The organism is Gordonia amicalis NBRC 100051 = JCM 11271 (assembly GCF_000332995.1).
Classification (GTDB): Bacteria; Actinomycetota; Actinomycetes; order Mycobacteriales; family Mycobacteriaceae; genus Gordonia; species Gordonia amicalis.
In genome coordinates this window covers 73,249-90,288 of sequence record NZ_BANS01000027.1, presented here as the reverse complement: position 1 = coordinate 90,288, position 17,040 = coordinate 73,249, and the positions used below count along the sequence as shown (strand labels likewise).

Below are 17,040 nucleotides of genomic sequence, written 5' to 3'. Positions count from 1 at the left end.
TCACACCAGAGGGCCTGCCACGGGATTCGCGCCGCCGCCGGTGCACGTGGCACGCAGAACAGCGCAGACCCTCCGCGGGAGGCGACTTTCCAAGGTTACGGGAACGGCGGTGGCCGGGTCAAACCAGCCCCGCCGGCCCGTCCCTCGGCGATCAGCTGTCGGTCGGCGGCGGTCCGGCGGGCCGGCCCGCCGTGCGCTTCCGCGGGCGCCGGCGGACCGCGACCACGGACTCCCCGGTGGAGACCGGACCGAAGGTCGTCTTGGGCGCCTCCGGTGCCGCGTCGACGGCCGTCATCACCACGTTCTCCGGTGCGGTGGTCGTCTGCGCCGGGCGCCGGACCACCCGGCGGCGGCGCTTGGCCACCGCGGGAGCCTGCCCGTCGGTCGACACGACCGGTTCCTCGACCTTCACCGGCTCCGCTTCCGCCGCTTCCGGTTCCGCGGTGTCCGGTTCCGACACGGTCTCGGCCACCGGCTCGGGCTTCTCCGGCTTCTCGGACGGCGCCTTCGTCTCGGTCGCTTCCGTCGCCACTGGGGCGCCGGCGGCGGTCGACTCCTCGGGCGCGCCCTCGGTGTGATCACCCTCGTGGTACTCGCCCTCGGGGTGCTCGTCGTCGTGGTTGTGTGCGGCCATGGCCCGGAACAACGGGTGTTCGGCAGCGGGCTTGTGTGCCGGCTGCGGCGCCGGCTTGGTCTCGGCGGGTGCCTCCGACTTCTTCTTGCCGCGGCGCGAACGCTTGGGACCGGCGCTCTCCGAACGCGCCGAGTCGTCGCCGCGCACCTCGACCGGGTTGGTGTGCACGATCAGGCCGCGACCGCCGCACGTCGAGCACGGGGTCGAGAACGCCTCGAGCAGACCGGTTCCGAGACGCTTGCGGGTCATCTGCACCAGGCCGAGCGAGGTCACCTCCGACACCTGGTGGCGGGTTCGGTCCCGAGCCAGGGCCTCGGTGAGGCGACGCAGCACCAGGTCACGGTTGGACTCGAGGACCATGTCGATGAAGTCGACGATGATCATGCCGCCGATGTCGCGCAGGCGCATCTGCCGCACGATCTCCTCGGCCGCCTCGAGGTTGTTGCGGGTGACCGTCTCCTCGAGGTTGCCCCCCGAACCGGTGAACTTGCCGGTGTTGACGTCGACGACCGTCATGGCCTCGGTGTGCTCGATGATCAGCGTGCCGCCCGACGGCAGCCACACCTTGCGGTCGAGCGCCTTTGCCAGTTGCTCGTCGATGCGATGGACCACGAACGAGTCGGGTGCATCGGCGTGCGGCTTGCTGAACTGCTCGACCCGCTCCATGAGGTCGGGTGCGACGGAACTGACGTAACCCTCGACGAGGTTCCACGCCTTGTCGCCCTCCACGACGAGCTTCTTGAAGTCTTCGTTGAACAGGTCACGCACCACGCGAACCAGCAGATCGGGCTCCTCGTACAGCGCACGCGGAGCCGACGAGCCACCCTTCTTGGCCTGCGCGACCGATTCCTCGATCGACTTCCACTGCGATTCGAGACGAGCGATGTCGGCACCGAGCTCCTCGGCACTGACGCCTTCCGAGGCGGTGCGGATGATCACCCCGGCCTCGTCGGGCACGAGCTTCGCCAGGATCTGCTTGAGACGCTTGCGCTCGACGTCGGGCAGCTTGCGGCTGATACCGGTCGACGACCCGCCCGGCACGTAGACGAGGTACCGGCCGGCCAGCGAGATCTGCGTGGTCAGGCGGGCGCCCTTGTGTCCCACCGGGTCCTTGCTGACCTGCACCAGCACGTTGTCGCCGGGCTTGAGCGCCTGCTCGATCTTCCGCGAGCCGCCGTCGAGTCCGGCAGCATCCCAGTTGACCTCGCCGGCGTACAGCACACCGTTGCGGCCGCGGCCGATGTCGACGAAAGCCGCCTCCATGCCGGGAAGCACGTTCTGCACGCGGCCGAGGTAGATGTTGCCCACCATCGACGACGACGTCGCCGTGGTGACGAAGTGCTCGACGAGGACGCCGTCCTCGAGCACCGCGACCTGGGTGTAGTCCTCCACCGCGGCGAGCTCGTGGCCGTCGCCGTCGGAGATGCTGCTGTTGGCGCTGCGCTCGCGCACCACCATCACGCGGTCGACGGCCTCGCGACGGGCGAGGAACTCCGACTCGGTCAGGATCGGCGGGCGTCGACGGCCCGCGTCGCGTCCGTCGCGACGGCGCTGACGCTTGGCCTCGAGCCGGGTCGAACCGGAGATGCCCTGCACCTCGTCGCGCGCACGCTTGCTCCGGGGCTCGCGTTCGTGGACCACCGTGTTCGGCGGATCGTCCGGCGAACCCTCGTCGGGCTCCCCCCCGCCCTTGCGCCGACGGCGGCGACGCCGACGGCGGGTCGAGGACGCCTCATCCGAGTCGTCGCCTTCACCGTCGTCCGACTCGGTGTCGTCACCGGAATCGGTGGCCGTCGAGGAGTCGCCCTCCGACACATCCGCGGAAGCGGCCTCCTTCTGATCGGCCTCCTCCGAGTTCTCTCCGGCTGACCGCCGGCTGCGACGACGTCGGCGTCCGGTCGGCTCGCCATCACCGGCGGCAGACTCCTCGGACTGCGACTCATCCGTCTTCTTCTCGTCGCCGGACTCGTCGGCCGTCGACTCGGAGTCGGTTGCCGAGTCCTCGGCGCGGTCACCGGTCTCGTCCGACTCGGTGTCATCCGACGAATCGCCGGACTCGCCCTGGTCACCGCGGCCGCGACCACGACCACGACGTCCGCGACGGCGACGACGGCTACGACCCGAACCCGAGTCGTCGGCGTCGGTGCTGTCGGTGTCGGTCTCGTCGGCGTCCTCTTCGGGAGCCTGGTCGTCAGCGGAGGTGTCGGCAGAAGGTGCGCCGGTCGGCGGCGCCTTCTTCTCGGCTTTCGCCGGCTTGTCGGGCTGCTCTGACTTCTCGGGCTGCGCTGGCTTCTCGGGCTGCGCCGGCTTCTCGGGCTGCGCCGGCTTCTCGGCCTGCTTCGCCGCACGTGCGGTCTTCGGCTTCTCGGCGGGCGCCTGTGGCTGGAGGAACAGCGGCTGGGTGCCGAAGGACGTGTCGTCCTCGGCGGCCTGCGCGGCGACCGGCTCGTCGTAGCGGGTAGCCGCGGCCGAGAACAGACTCGGCGGCTCCTCGACCTTCGGAACCTCGACGGCCGGCTCTTCGACCGTCGGGGCCTCAAGGGTGGCCTCTTCGACCTTCGGGGCCTCGGGGGCCGGTTCTTCGACCTGCGGCGCCTCGGGGGTGGCCTCTTCGGCCGGGACCGGCGTCACCGCCTCGTCCGCCTCCACGTTGGCCCGCACCCGTTCGGCCACGGCCTGCGCCAACTCACGGTCGACGCTGGATTGCGGGCTGCGCGTCTGCACCCCGAGATTGGCCAGGTGCGCCAGCACCTGCCGACTCGTCAGGCCCAGGAAGCGGGCCAGTGCGTGCACACGAAGTTTGCTGGGAAATTCTTCCACCGGTTCTGACGCTGCGTTCGCGTCAGCCGGTGACCCGTTGTCGGTCACTCAGTCTCCTCGAACCCCCGGGCGCGTCGGGCTGACGCGGCCACGCGAGGGTCTGCTCTGTGTCCCGGTCACGTATGACCGGTGTTGTGTGGTCTCCGCGTCATCACGCTGATCCGAGAGTCGGTTCAGCAGAGAACGCTCTTGCTGTGTCGATGACCGCATCCCGGGCGCCTTCCACGCCACCGGGCACAGGGCAGAGCCTGAGTGTTCGGCTGCTGGCAGCAGTACGAACCTCGGCGGGATCAGCTGTGGTTGTGGGCGTCGCGATGCGGACCTACCGCACCGAGACGCGCCGAACCAGGGCGCGTCATCCGGCCATCGTCGGCAAAGTGTGCCGACGATAACCCTGCAAGTATCCCACACGGTGGTCGGATGACCGCAAAGTATGCGCGTTTGAGCCGCGCGTCGAACCGAGGGAACCCCGGTCAGCCTGCGAGTTCGGGGAACCAGAGAGCGATCTCACGCTCGGCCGATTCCGGCGAGTCCGAGCCGTGGACCAGGTTGTACTGGGTGTTCAGGGCGTAGTCCGCGCGGATGGTGCCGGGCACCGCCTTCTCGACGGGATCGGTGCCGCCGGCGATCTGCCGGAAGGCCGCGACGGCGCGCGGCCCCTCGAGGACGGCCGCGACCAGCGGGCCGGAGGTGATGAACTCCAGCAACGAGGGGTAGAAGGGCTTGCCCTCGTGTTCCGCGTAGTGGCCGCGGGCGACCTCGTCGCTTGCGGTCTTGAGCTCGAGAGCCACAAGAGTGAGCCCCTTGCGCTCGATGCGGCTGATGATGTCGCCGACGAGCAAGCGTTGGACGCCGTCCGGCTTGATGAGTACGAGAGTGCGTTCAGTCACGACTCACACCTTAACGACCGGCGACCGGATTCCGACGGTCAGGAGCAGTACTCACCGGCGACCGGGAAGAAGCCGTAGTTGAACAGGCTGCCCGACCGCGACTGCGGGTCGACGACGACCTGGAGACACCCACCGGGCGAGGCCAACGCACCGGCGAGAGCGAGGTCGAATTGTTGCGCGAGAGCGAGATTCGCCGGACGGTACTGGGCGGGCACCGGCAACGTCGCGATGGCCTCGGGCGCCTTCATGCCGGCCGCGCGCTTGGTGACGGAGTGGGTCGCAAGGTAGCTGAACTCACCCTGCGAAACGGGCACCGGAGCGCCTGCCTCGGGTACCGCGAACGCTTCCAGGGCCGGCGGCGTCTGCTCTGGTGCGGGTGCCGCCGAGGCGACGGCGGGCGCGGTCAGAGCGAATGCCGCCGCACCGACGAGGGCCATTCCGGCCGAGCGGCCGATTCGAGCGGAGGTGCGGGGGCGATCAGAACCGGCGGGGGTCCGGGAAAACAGGAACTGCACGTACGTCCTCACGTTGGATGTCGTCACGATGGCGGGTTGCGGTGGGATGAAGCCAGGCGGGAACTCGCCGGCTCCCCACGGCTTGCGCCATTGTTGCAGCAACCCTCCCGGTCCGCTCCCGTTCGCCGATAACGGTCCGGACACAGGTCTTGCGACCACCAAACCGCCGTCGGGACAGCGTTGACTCCCCAGGTGGAACGCGCGTCAGTCGATCGGTTCCTGACCGGGGAGCATGCCCAGTTCGACGCGTTTCTCCACATCTCGCTTGATGTAGACGATGTAGAGCCAGACCGATCCGAAGACCACACCGACGACGGCGATGGACCAGTGGAAGATGCCACCGACGATCACCGCCACCTGCAGGCCGAGGTCGAGCTTCAGCGCGTACGGGCGGCCCTGCATCCCTGCGGCCGCGATCATCGCGAGCACGAGGAGGGTCAGGTAGCCGCCGGACAGCCAGGTCAGGCCGCCGCCGAGTCGCCAGACGATCGGGAACGCCAGGATGATCACGATGACCTCGAGGATCATCGTGCCGGCCATCACCCCGCGCAGGCCCTTCCACGGGTCGTTGGTGGGCGGCGTGTACCGGGTCATGAGGGTTCCTTACCGAACAGGGTGCGGGCGGCGCCGGCGGTCACGACCGACCCGGTGATGACGACTCCCGCACCCGAGACACGCTGACCTTCGGAGTCCTCCGCGAGGGCGATGGCTTCTTCGACGGCGTCGGGCAGGAACGGCTTGACGACGACCCGTTCCTCGCCGAACACCTCGTGTGCGTACTCTGCGAGCGTCTCGGCGTCGAGGGCACGCGGCGAGCCGTTGTTGGTGATGACGACGGCGTCGAACACGGGCTCGAGAGCCTCGAGTAGTCCTCGGGCGTCCTTGTCGCCGAGCACTCCGATGACGCCGATGAGGCGGCGGAAGTCGAATTCCTCGGCCAGCGCCTGAGCCAATGCGGTCGCACCGTGCGGGTTGTGTGCGGCGTCGGCGAAGACCGTCGGTGCACTGCGCAGCCGCTCGAGCCGTCCGGGGTTGCCGACGGCGGCGAACCCGCTCCGGATCGCGTCGATGTCGAGCTGGCGATCGGGGCCGGCCCCGAAGAACGCCTCCACCGCGGCGAGGGCCAGAGATGCGTTGGCGGCCTGGTGGGCGCCGTGCAACGGCAGGAAGACCTCGTCGTAGACGCCGCCGAGTCCCTGGATTCTCAGCATCTGGCCGCCGACGGCGGTGGCGGAGTCGAGAACCGCGAACTCCGAACCCTGACGGGCGACGACCGTGCCCGCCTCGACGGCAGCGCGCAGCAGCACGTCCATCACCTCGGGGCTCTGCTCGGCGATGATCGTGACCGGGTCGACGGCGCCGAGTGCGCCGGGCTCGCCGGGTTTGATGATCCCTGCCTTCTCCCCCGCGATGGCGGTGAGCGTGTCGCCGAGGTAGTCGGCGTGGTCCATCGCGATCGGCGTGATGACCGAAACGATTCCGTCGATGACGTTGGTGGCGTCCCAGCGTCCACCCATGCCGGTCTCGACCACCGCGACGTCGACCGGGGCCTCGGCGAAGACCGCGTAGGCCATCGCGGTCAGCACCTCGAACTTGCTCATCCGCGGGCCGCCCGCGGCGGTCGAGCTGTCGTCGACCATCGTGATGTACGGCTCGAGCTCGCGGTAGGTGTCGATGTAGGTCCGCGCGCGGATCGGCTTGCCGTCGACCGAGATCCGCTCGGTGACCCGCTGCAGGTGCGGGCTCGTGATCCGGCCGGTCCGGCGGTGCAGAGCGGTCATCAGCGCATCGATCATCCGCGTCACCGACGTCTTGCCGTTGGTACCCGCGACGTGGATCGCCGGGTAGCTGTGCTGGGGCGACCCGAGCAGGTCCATCAGGGCCGCGATGCGCGTCAGCGACGGTTCGATCCTGGTCTCGGGCCAGCGGGTGTCGAGTTCGGCCTCGACCTCGGCGAGTTCGGCGAGATCGTCTGCACTGTCGTGGACGGTCAGCGGCGGCCGGTCGGTCTCGGCGTCTGCCGCTCGTTCCTCGGCGTCGAGCAGCTCCGACAATCCCAGCGGGTCCTCGCCGACGACGGCGGGATCCTCTTCCGGGAAGCCGGTCTCGTCGCTCACGCGCCGCCGGCCAGACTCGCCAGCTTCGCGTTCAGCCGCTCGACCTCTTCGGTGGCGATCCGCTGGCGGTTCCGGATCTTGCTCACCACCTGGTCGGGAGCCTTGGACAGGAACTGCTCGTTGCCGAGTTTGGCCGAGGTGGTCGCCAGTTCCTTCTCGGCGACCGCCAGGTCCTTGGTGAGACGCTTCCGTTCGGCTTCGACGTCCACGGTTCCGGAGGTGTCGATGGCGACGGTGACGGTTGCGACGGACAGGCGGACCTCGATGGTCGCGGTGGCCCCGAAGCCGGGTCCGGCGGCATCGAGACGCGCCAGCGACTGCACGTAGGGCAGCAACGGCTCGAGGCCGGACTCCCCCAGTCCGTCGAACTGGGCGGCGACCCGCTGCCCCGGACGCAGTCCCTGGTCGCTGCGGAAGCGGCGCACCTCGGTGATGAGGCGCTGCAGATCGGCGATGCGAGCCGCCGAATCGCTCGACCAGTCGCGTCCCGACGGGGTCGGCCACTCGGCGATGACGAGCGATTCGCCCCCGGTGAGCGTCTTCCACAGCACCTCGGTGACGAAGGGCATCACCGGCGACAGCGCGCGCAGCAGCGGTTCGAGAACCGCACCGAGCACGACAGATGTTGTCTCCGAACGCTTCTCGTCATTCTCGGCGAACTGGACCTTGGCCAGCTCGAGGTACCAGTCGCACACCTCGTCCCAGGCGAAGTGATAGAGCGACTCACAGGCCTTGGAGAACTCGTAGGACTCGAAGCCGGCGTCGACCTCGGCGAGCACCTCGTCGAGACGGCCGAGAATCCACCGGTCGGCGTCGGTCAGGGCCGACGCATCGGGGAGCTCGGCGACCTTGGCGCCGTTCATCAGCGCGAACTTGGTCGCGTTGTACAGCTTGGTCGCGAAGTTGCGCGACGACTGGGCGTGATCCTCGCCCACCGAGATGTCCGCGCCCGGGTTGGCACCGCGAGCCAGGGTGAAGCGCAGCGCGTCGGCCCCGAAGCGCTCGACCCAGTCGAGCGGATCGATGCCGTTGCCCTTCGACTTCGACATCTTGCGGCCGTGCTCGTCGCGGACCAGGCCGTGCAGGAACAAATTGTGGAACGGTATCTCGTTACCCGGACCCAGATCCTTGCCGACGTAGGTCCCGAACATCATCATCCGCGCCACCCAGAAGAACAGGATGTCGTATCCGGTGACGAGAACCGAGGTGGGATAGAACTTCTCGAGGTCGTCGGTCTTCTCCGGCCAGCCCATGGTGGAGAACGGCCACAGGCCCGAGGAGAACCAGGTGTCGAGGACGTCGGTTTCCTGGACGTACCCCTCCGGGGCCTCCTCATCGGGTCCGACGCACACGACCTCGCCGTCCGGGCCGTACCAGATCGGGATGCGATGTCCCCACCACAGCTGACGCGAGATGCACCAGTCGTGCATGTCGTCGACCCAGCCGAACCAGCGCGGCTCCATCGACTTCGGGTGGATCACCGTGGACCCGTCCCGGACGGCGTCGCCGGCGGCCTGCGCCAGCGACGAGACGTCGACCCACCACTGCATCGACAGTCGGGGTTCGATCGGCTCACCGGTGCGCTCGGAGTGTCCGACGCTGTGCAGGTACGGACGCACCTCCTTGACGATGCGCCCCTGCTCGGCGAGGGCCTCGCGGACCTTGACCCGCGCCTCGAAACGGTCCATGCCGTCGAATTGCGTTCCCGTGTCGGCGATTCGGGCCGATTCGTCCATGATCGTCGGCATCGGCAAGTTGTGCCGCTGGCCGAGCGCGAAGTCGTTGGGGTCGTGCGCCGGGGTGATCTTCACTGCGCCGCTGCCGAATTCGGGGTCGACGTAGTCGTCGGCGACGACCGGGATCTTCCGATCGAGGAAAGGGTGTGGCAGTTCGGTGCCGATCAGATGCGCATAGCGCTCGTCGTCGGGGTGCACGGCGATCGCGGTGTCGCCGAGCATCGTCTCCAGACGCGTCGTGGCCACCACGATGTGGGGTTCGGAGTCGTCGAGGGAGCCGTAGCGGAAGCTGACGAGTTCACCCTCGACGTCGGCGTAGCTGACCTCGATGTCACTGACCGCGGTCTTGAGGACCGGAGACCAGTTGACCAGACGCTCGGCCTGGTAGATCAGCCCGTCGTCGAACATCTTCTTGAAGACGGTGTGCACCGCGCGCGACAGACCCTCGTCCATCGTGAAGCGCTCGCGCGACCAGTCCACGCCGTCACCGAGGCGACGCATCTGCTCGCCGATGTTGCCGCCGATCTCGGCCTTCTCGGCCCAGACGCGCTCGATGAAGGCGTCGCGGCCCAGGTCGTCGCGGGTTTTGCCCTCGGTGGCCAGCTTGCGCTCGACCATCGTCTGCATCGCGATCGCCGCGTGGTCCATGCCGGGCAGCCACAGCACCTCGTAGCCCTGCATCCGGCGACGGCGCGACAACGCGTCCATGAGGACGTGCTCATACGCGTGACCCATGTGCAGCGACCCGTTGACGTTGGGCGGCGGGATCACGATGGAGAACGGGGGCTTGTCACTCTTGGCGTCGGCGGTGAAGTAGCCGGCATCGACCCAGCCCTGGTAGAGCGTCGCCTCGTGCTGGGCGGGGTCCCAGGATTTCGGCAACTCGTTCTCGGGCGGCGCGGATGTGGGGTCGAGTGATGTCACGGCCGCCATTCTATGTTTCCGCCGGGTGTGACCTCGCCCCGGACCTCACGTCAGTACCCGGCAGCGGCGCGTCGGTTCATGCGGTCTCGGCCGGAAGGGCCGGCCCGAGGAGAAGTCCGCCGTCGATGACGTACTCCGATCCCGTGATGAACGACGCGTCTGACGACGTGAGGAACAGGAGAAGCCGGGTCACGTCGGTCGGTTCGCCGAGTCGCGGGAGGCGAACGGCTCAGGTGAGTAGGAATCGGCGATCGCCGCCGTGGCACCGGCTGCCGGCTCTCGGATGAATGACGTCGCGATCACGCCGGGGTGGATGGCGTTCACGCGGATACGGTCGCGGCCGAGCTCGAGCGCTGCCGTTCGGGTGAGACCACGAACGGCCCACTTGCCGGCGACGTATGGCGCGTAGAGCGCAGTGCCGCCCAGTCCCATTGTCGAGCCGATGTTGACGATCGCTCCACCTCCCGCGCGGCGCAGCGCCGGTACGGCGGCCCTGATGCCCAAGAAGGTCCCGGTCAAGTTGGTGCCGAGAATGCGCGACCACGTGGCCTCGTCCGTGTCCTCGAGCAACGCAGGCGGGTTCTGGACGCCCGCGTTGTTGACGAGCACGTTCAGGCCGCCGAACGCGTTCTCGGCGGCCTGAAGGGCGCTCGACCACGAGCTCTCGTCTGTGACGTCGAGGGGGATCGCGCAGGCCCTGGCCCCGAGCTCGTCGGCGAGAGCCGCGCCGCGCTCGGCGTCGCGCGCGCCGATCACCACGTTCGCCCCCTCCGCGTGAAAAGCGCGTACATGGCTCGCTCCCTGTCCACCGGTCCCACCGGTCACGAGCACGGTCTGGTCGTCGAATCGGCGCATCTGAGGTTCCTCCGGTCACTGGGCGGCGACCGGGGACATCGGCGATGACGGTCCGCGGTCGATGGTGAGTTGACTAACTCACCATTGACGCTAGGCCCGTGTGAATGGTGAGTCAAGCCACTCACCTCATATGCTCTGATCATGACCGGAGCCGGGACGACCTATCACCAGCGCATCGCACAGGAGAAGCGCGCGCTGATCCTGACGGCCGCGAACGCGCTGTTCCTCGAGCTGGGCTACGACCGAACGTCGCTGGCGCGAATCGCGGAACGCTCAGGCGTCTCACGGGCCACGCTGTTCAAACAGTTCCCGAGCAAGGCCGCCCTGTTCGACGCCATGGTGACCGAATCCTGGTCGACCGCCAGCGAGGAGGACACTCCCCCGGCGGGCGACATCATCGACGGGCTGAGCACCATCGGTCGCCGTTACGCCGAACTGCTGCGCCGTCCGCGGATGACCGACCTGTTCCGGATCGTCATCTCCGAGCTCCCGCGGTTCCCCGAGTTGGCCGACGCGCAGTTCGCGCACGGAAAGATGCCCTACTTCGAGTCCGTGCGCACCTACCTCCTGGCCGAACACGAGGCGGGAACGGTACGGGTCGAGGACGTGGAGCTCGCAGCCACCCAGTTCCTGGGGATGATCTCCAATTACGTCTTCTGGCCGACACTCCTGGTTCCTGGATGGGAGGTCAGCGCCGAACGCGTCGCAGAGGTGGTCGACGAGGCCGTCCGCACCACCGTCGCCCGATACGCCACGACCGGGTCGGGGACGACCACCCACGACTGAGTCCTCGATCGGACTCGGCCACGCCGTCAACTCGTCGACACACGCAGCCGGTGCACGTCCTCCGGCGCGTTCACGTTCACGAGCCAGTCGGCGTCGGAGACGCCCACCCGATGGGCGTTGAGGGCGTCGATCGCACCGAGCATCCGGCGTTCGCCGCCGGCCACGAGATCGGCGATCACCGGGCCCGCGTCGGTCCGGTAGATCCCGGCCATCGGATGGTCGCGCTGTGCGTCGCGGGCGATCACCGCCTGGGTCGAGCCGGTCAGCCCCCGCCGTAGTTCGTCGATGAGTTCGGGGGCGATGAGCGGCATGTCGGTGGCGCACACGAAGGCGAGGTCGGCGCCTGCCGCGGCGGCCTTGGCCAGGCCCGCGACCAGGCCACCCAGAGGGCCGGTCCCCTCCTGTTCGTCGGTCACCCAGTGCACCTTGGACCGGTCGATGCCAGGGGCGGCGCGGTCGCGGATGTCGTCGATGCTGCGGAAGGCCGCGGACGTCTCGCCGGCCACCACCAGCACCGGGTCGCACCGCTGCGCGACGACCCGCACGACGCGGGCGAGCATCGGCTCGCCTTCCCAGTCCAATGCCGCCTTGTCGCTGCCCATCCGCCGTGAGCGCCCGCCGGCCAGCACGATCGCCGCGAGTTTCGAACCGTCTGATCCCGTGTCTTGAGTCACAGCTCCCAGTGTGCGTGATCCGTCACCGCGGCGAGGCGAGATGGTCATCATGCCCCACGACGAAGAATCCCCGCCCGGGCCACCGGGCGGGGATTGTCGTCTTCGACGAAGCCTGTGCGTCAGGCGCTCTTGTCGCGACGCTCGTCGCTCGACGCCTTGCGCGGCACGATCGTCGGCAACACGTTGTCGCGCACCGTCTCACCGGTGACGACGACCTTCTCGACGTCGTCGCGGCTCGGGATGTCGTACATCACCGGGAGCAGCACCTCTTCCATGATGGCGCGCAGACCACGAGCACCGGTGCCCCGATGGATCGCCTGGTCGGCGACGGCCTCGAGAGCGTCCTGCGTGAACTCGAGTTCGACGTTGTCCATCTCGAACAGTCGGGTGTACTGCTTCACCAGTGCGTTCTTCGGCTCCGACAGGATGCTCACCAGCGAGGCCTTGTCGAGGTTGGTCACCGACGCGACGACCGGCAGACGGCCGATGAACTCCGGGATCAGACCGAACTTGATCAGGTCCTCGGGCATGACGTCGGCGAACTGATCGGTCGTGTCGACGTCGTCCTTGCTCGCCACGTCGTTGCCGAAGCCCAAGCCCCGCTTGCCGATTCGCTCGGACACGATCTTCTCGAGACCCGCGAACGCACCCGCGACGATGAACAACACGTTGGTTGTGTCGATCTGGATGAACTCCTGATGGGGATGCTTGCGCCCACCCTGGGGCGGCACCGACGCCTGAGTGCCCTCGAGGATCTTCAGCAGAGCCTGCTGAACGCCCTCGCCGGACACATCGCGGGTGATCGACGGGTTCTCGCTCTTGCGGGCGATCTTGTCGACCTCGTCGATGTAGATGATGCCGGTCTCGGCGCGCTTGACGTCGTAGTCGGCGGCCTGGATCAGCTTCAGCAGGATGTTCTCGACATCCTCACCGACATAACCGGCCTCGGTGAGGGCGGTCGCGTCGGCGATGGCGAACGGCACGTTCAGCATCTTGGCCAGTGTCTGCGCGAGGTACGTCTTGCCACATCCGGTCGGGCCGAGCATCAGGATGTTCGACTTCATCAGCTCGACGGTCTCACCCGTGCGGGAGTCCTTCTTCTCCCCCGCCTGGATGCGCTTGTAGTGGTTGTAGACGGCCACCGCGAGCGTGCGCTTGGCGGTGTCCTGACCGATGACGTACTTCTCGAGGAAGTCGCGGATCTCCGCGGGCTTCGGGAGTTCGTCGAGTTTCACGTCGCCGTTCTCGGCGAGCTCCTCCTCGATGATCTCGTTGCAGAGGTCGATGCACTCATCGCAGATGTACACGCCGGGACCGGCGATGAGCTTCTTCACCTGCTTCTGACTCTTCCCGCAGAAAGAGCACTTCAGCAGGTCGCCGCCGTCTCCGATTCGTGCCATCTCGCGTAGTACCTACTTCCTCGTTGCCGGACTGTCGTCATGGTCCGTCGCGTCGCACGCAGCCGGGCACGGGTCATCTGAACGACATCCGAATGCCCAGTAACCCGACGGTACCCGCGCACCGCTCGAACTTCGACCGATAAGGCCAAATGTCGCGACAGAAAATCCCGCGACTCCTGTGCTGGTTGCGTTGCCGCTAGGACTTCTTCATCGACTTCTTGCGGTATTCGAAGACCTCGTCGATGATTCCGTATTCCTTGGCCGCCGCGGCGGTCAGGATGTTGTCGCGGTCGGTGTCCTTGCGGATCTTCTCCTTGTCCTGCCCGGTGTGGCCGGCCAGGATCTCGTCGAGCCGGTCGCGGATGCGCTCGATCTCGGCGGCCTGGATCTCGAGGTCGGAGACCTGGCCCTGGTAGGCGCCGCCGGTGCGCGGCTGGTGGATCAGGACGGTCGCGTTGGGCAGCGCGGCGCGCTTGCCCGGGGTGCCACCCGCGAGCAGGATCGCCGCGGCCGAGGCGGCCTCACCCAGGCACACCGTCACGATGTCGCAGTGGACGTACTGCATCGTGTCGTAGATGGCGAGCATGTCGGGCACGCTGCCGCCGGGCGAGTTGATGTACATCGTGATGTCGCGATCGGGGTCCTGCGACTCGAGGACGAGCAGCTGGGCCATCACGTCGTTGGACACGACCTGGTCGATCGGGGTGCCGACGAAGACGATGCGCTCCTCGAACAGCTTGGCGTAGGGGTCGTACTGACGCTGACCGTTCGGGGTGTGCTCGATGAACTGCGGCAGGATGTAGCGCGCCTCGATGTTCTTGAGCGCCAACGCCGACGCGGGGATTCCGGCGGCGACCTCGGCGGGCATGCCGTCCAGGGAAAGGGAGTTGGTCATCTGTTGCTCCAATGAGTAGGTGTGGCTCGGAGGTGGCTGGATGCTCGGGGCCGGATCACTGCCCCGGACGCGAGATCACCTTGTCGACGAAGCCGTACTCTTTGGCCTCCTCGGCGGTGAACCACTTGTCGCGATCCGCGTCGGCCTCGATCTTCTCGAGCGGCTGACCACTGAACTCGGCGTTGAGCCGGTTCATCTCCTTCTTGGTGAGCGCGAACTGCTCGGCCTGGATGGCGATGTCGGCGGCGGTACCACCGATACCGGCCGACGGCTGGTGCATCATGATCCGCGCGTGGGGCAGGGCGTGGCGCTTGCCCTTGGCGCCGGCCGCGAGGAGGAACTGCCCCATCGATGCCGCCATGCCCATCGCGTAGGTGGCGACGTCGCACTCGGCGAGCTGCATGGTGTCGAAGATGGCCATGCCCGCGGTGACCGAGCCACCGGGCGAGTTGATGTAGAGGTGGATGTCCTTGGTCGGGTCCTCGGCGGCGAGCAGCAGGATCTGCGCGCACAGCCGGTTGGCGATGTCGTCGTCCACCTGGGTGCCCAGGAAGATGATGCGTTCGCGCAGCAGACGCTCGAACACCGAATCGGTCAGGTTCAACCCAGCCACACCCGAACTCATCGAGGGTGTGTGGATGGTCGGCTCACTCACGGGTTCCTACCTTTGCCTTGTTGTCATGACCTGTGCGCGCCGTCTCGGGCGTCGCACACGTTCCGATCTGTCTGATGACGTCCTCACCGACACTAACCAATCCACACCCCCCGGCACTCCCGAGGACACGTCTATTCGCTGAGAGCAGAACGGGCCATCACAATGAATGGCGAATGCAGTTCGACGGATTCGACGACGATCGCCGGCCCCCGCGAACGGGGACCGGCGATCGGTGGTGGGAGTGGAGGCTCCGGCCGACTCAGTTGTCGGTGTCGGCGGCTTCGTCCGAATCGCCGTCCTCGTCCTTGCCCCCGAAGAACTCGGAGGTGTCGACGGTCGCGCCCTTGCTGTCGGTGACGGTGAACTCGCCGACGATGCCCGCCAGCGACTTGCCGCGACGGACGTCGGCGTAGACCGCGCCCACCTGGTTGGCCTGCGTCAGCTGCTGGATGAACTCCTGCGGCTGCATGCCGTAGCGCTGCGCGGTGAAGATGATCTGCTGGGTCAGCTCGTCCTGGCTGACCTCGGTCTCCTGCTGGTCGGCGATCGCGTCGAGGAGCAGCTGCTGCTTGACCGACTTCTCGGCCTCCTCGCGGGCCTCGGCGTCCCACTCCTCGCGGGTCTTGCCCTGCGCCTCGAGGAACTTCGCGACCTGCTCGTCGTCATGGCCGAGAGCGTGGACGATCTGGTGCTGCTGGCCCTCGATCTCTTCCTCGACGACCTTCTCCGGCAACGGGACCTCGACGGTCTCGATCAGCTTCTCGAGCACGGCGTCGCGGATCTTGTTGGCCTGCTCGAGCTTCGCCGACTGCTCGACGCGCTCCGCCAGGCTCGCACGCAGCTCCTCGACGGTGTCGAACTCGCTGGCCATCTGGGCGAACTCGTCGTCGACCTCGGGGAGCTCGCGCTCCTTGACCGACTGCACGGTGACCTTCACCAAAGCCTCCTCACCGGCGTGGTCGCCGGCGACGAGCTTGGTGGTGAATTCCTTGCTCTCGCCGGCCTTCAGACCGATGAGGGCGTCGTCGAGTCCGTCGATGAGCTGACCGGAGCCGACCTCGTGAGAAAGCCCCTCGGTGGTCGCCTCCTCGACAGCCTCGCCGTCGACGGTGGCCTCGAGATCGATCGAGACGAAGTCACCGTTCTCGATGCCGCGCTCGACACCCTTGAGGGTGCCGAAGCGGGCGCGCAGGCCCTCGAGCTGCTCGTCGACGGCGGCGTCGTCGATCTCGATGGCGTCGACCTCGACCGAGAGGGTCGAGTAGTCGGGCAGGGTGATCTCCGGGCGTACGTCGACCTCGGCGCTGAAGGTGACGGACTCGCCGTACTTCAGCTCCGACAGATCGATCTCCGGCTGGCCGATGGCCTTGGTCTCGGTCTCGGCGACGGCCTCCGAGTACTTCGCAGGGATGGCGTCGTTGACGACCTGCGCCAGGATCGAGTCGCGACCGACGCGGGCCTCGATCAGCTTGGCGGGCGCCTTGCCCGGACGGAAGCCGGGAATCCGGATCTGCTGGGCCAACGACCGGTATGCCCGGTCGAAGTCTGCGGACAGCTCCTCGAACGGGACCTCGACGTTGAGCTTCACTCGGGTCGGGGTGAGTTGCTCGACAGTGCTCTTCACGCCTGGTGCTCCTTATATCTGCGGTGGTGATGAAAGTTCGGTTCGGCGGTTGTGCCGCCGCGACCTACGCGGTCACATCGACAAGTCGGGATGACAGGATTTGAACCTGCGACCCTCCGCTCCCAAAGCGGATGCGCTACCAAGCTGCGCCACATCCCGCGGTCCGTGGTCGCGGTGTAGGCCTCATGGCCGACCGCGCATCAGGGCCAACAGAAGATAGTACGGGGCGCCTCCAGCGCCACGACCAACGGGTGCCCACCGCACCGACGCCCACCCCGATTTCCAGATCCGGCGCGCCGCCAGGTACACTCACTCATCGCACGCGGCGTACCGGGTTACCGGTGATCGCGAGCACGCGGGTGTAGCTCAATGGTAGAGCCCTAGTCTTCCAAACTAGCTACGCGGGTTCGATTCCCGTCACCCGCTCCACAACGAGCCCACGCCGGCTCCGGCGGCCTCGACGAGAGTGCACGCCGACCGCCTGAGTCAGCGTGCACTCGCCGATCCGTCGGGTG

14 protein-coding genes and 2 tRNA genes are annotated in these 17,040 nt (G+C 67.6%); 2 read left to right on the top strand and 14 right to left on the bottom strand.

The window, feature by feature from the left end; genetic code table 11:
• Nucleotides 1-151: 151 nt before the first annotated feature.
• The 8 genes from GOAMI_RS14055 to GOAMI_RS14025 all read right to left on the bottom strand — a co-directional run bounded on the left by GOAMI_RS14055 (nucleotide 152) and on the right by GOAMI_RS14025 (nucleotide 10,491).
• Complete coding sequence (locus GOAMI_RS14055) at nucleotides 152-3,502, bottom strand: translation initiation factor IF-2 N-terminal domain-containing protein (RefSeq protein WP_040004841.1); 3,351 nt, start codon at nucleotides 3,500-3,502, stop codon at nucleotides 152-154.
• 425 nt (nucleotides 3,503-3,927) lie between these two features.
• Nucleotides 3,928-4,344, bottom strand: coding sequence for a nucleoside-diphosphate kinase (ndk, locus tag GOAMI_RS14050; protein ID WP_006437205.1), 417 nt, complete (start codon nucleotides 4,342-4,344; stop codon nucleotides 3,928-3,930).
• A 38-nt stretch (nucleotides 4,345-4,382) separates the two neighbouring features.
• Nucleotides 4,383-4,859 (bottom strand): hypothetical protein, encoded by a 477-nt coding sequence (locus GOAMI_RS14045; RefSeq protein ID WP_051995420.1) that lies wholly within the window; start codon nucleotides 4,857-4,859, stop codon nucleotides 4,383-4,385.
• A 204-nt stretch (nucleotides 4,860-5,063) separates the two neighbouring features.
• Nucleotides 5,064-5,453, bottom strand: coding sequence for a DUF4233 domain-containing protein (locus GOAMI_RS14040; RefSeq protein ID WP_006437203.1), 390 nt, complete (start codon nucleotides 5,451-5,453; stop codon nucleotides 5,064-5,066).
• The gene (gene folC / locus GOAMI_RS14035; protein ID WP_006437202.1) at nucleotides 5,450-6,976 is read right to left on the bottom strand and encodes a bifunctional tetrahydrofolate synthase/dihydrofolate synthase; all 1,527 of its coding nucleotides are present in this window, start codon (nucleotides 6,974-6,976) and stop codon (nucleotides 5,450-5,452) included. Before folC ends, GOAMI_RS14040 begins: the two co-directional genes overlap by 4 nt.
• Nucleotides 6,973-9,645: a valine--tRNA ligase gene (locus GOAMI_RS14030; protein ID WP_006437201.1), complete on the bottom strand. Its 2,673-nt coding sequence runs from the start codon at nucleotides 9,643-9,645 to the stop codon at nucleotides 6,973-6,975. Before GOAMI_RS14030 ends, folC begins: the two co-directional genes overlap by 4 nt.
• A 67-nt stretch (nucleotides 9,646-9,712) precedes the next feature.
• Nucleotides 9,713-9,829, bottom strand: a complete 117-nt coding sequence (locus tag GOAMI_RS23300) for a hypothetical protein (RefSeq protein ID WP_217996149.1) — start codon at nucleotides 9,827-9,829, stop codon at nucleotides 9,713-9,715.
• Nucleotides 9,826-10,491 (bottom strand): SDR family NAD(P)-dependent oxidoreductase, encoded by a 666-nt coding sequence (locus GOAMI_RS14025; protein ID WP_006437200.1) that lies wholly within the window; start codon nucleotides 10,489-10,491, stop codon nucleotides 9,826-9,828. Before GOAMI_RS14025 ends, GOAMI_RS23300 begins: the two co-directional genes overlap by 4 nt.
• Nucleotides 10,492-10,632: 141 nt before the next feature.
• Here GOAMI_RS14025 and GOAMI_RS14020 point away from each other — a divergent pair, with 141 nt between their 5' ends.
• The gene (locus GOAMI_RS14020) at nucleotides 10,633-11,277 is read left to right on the top strand and encodes a TetR/AcrR family transcriptional regulator (RefSeq protein WP_006437199.1); all 645 of its coding nucleotides are present in this window, start codon (nucleotides 10,633-10,635) and stop codon (nucleotides 11,275-11,277) included.
• A 26-nt stretch (nucleotides 11,278-11,303) separates the two neighbouring features.
• Here GOAMI_RS14020 and mobA read toward each other — a convergent pair whose 3' ends face one another.
• From mobA to GOAMI_RS13990, 6 genes are all read right to left on the bottom strand, one after another.
• Entirely contained in the window at nucleotides 11,304-11,951 is a 648-nt protein-coding gene (gene mobA, locus GOAMI_RS14015) for a molybdenum cofactor guanylyltransferase (RefSeq protein WP_006437198.1), read from the bottom strand.
• Nucleotides 11,952-12,070: 119 nt separating this feature from the next.
• Nucleotides 12,071-13,351 carry an ATP-dependent Clp protease ATP-binding subunit ClpX gene (clpX, locus tag GOAMI_RS14010; protein ID WP_006437197.1) on the bottom strand — a complete coding sequence of 427 codons (1,281 nt, stop codon included), beginning with the start codon at nucleotides 13,349-13,351 and terminating at the stop codon, nucleotides 12,071-12,073.
• 196 nt (nucleotides 13,352-13,547) lie between these two features.
• Entirely contained in the window at nucleotides 13,548-14,246 is a 699-nt protein-coding gene (locus GOAMI_RS14005; protein ID WP_006437196.1) for an ATP-dependent Clp protease proteolytic subunit, read from the bottom strand.
• Nucleotides 14,247-14,301: 55 nt separating this feature from the next.
• Nucleotides 14,302-14,901 (bottom strand): ATP-dependent Clp protease proteolytic subunit, encoded by a 600-nt coding sequence (locus tag GOAMI_RS14000; RefSeq protein WP_006437195.1) that lies wholly within the window; start codon nucleotides 14,899-14,901, stop codon nucleotides 14,302-14,304.
• A 259-nt stretch (nucleotides 14,902-15,160) separates the two neighbouring features.
• A complete protein-coding gene (tig, locus tag GOAMI_RS13995) occupies nucleotides 15,161-16,525 on the bottom strand; it encodes a trigger factor (protein ID WP_006437194.1) in 1,365 nt (454 codons plus the stop codon).
• Nucleotides 16,526-16,610: 85 nt separating this feature from the next.
• A tRNA-Pro gene (locus tag GOAMI_RS13990) sits at nucleotides 16,611-16,684 on the bottom strand.
• 196 nt (nucleotides 16,685-16,880) lie between these two features.
• On the opposite strand from GOAMI_RS13990, the gene GOAMI_RS13985 reads away from it, so the two are divergent.
• Nucleotides 16,881-16,954, top strand: a tRNA-Gly gene (locus GOAMI_RS13985).
• Nucleotides 16,955-17,040 lie beyond the last annotated feature (86 nt).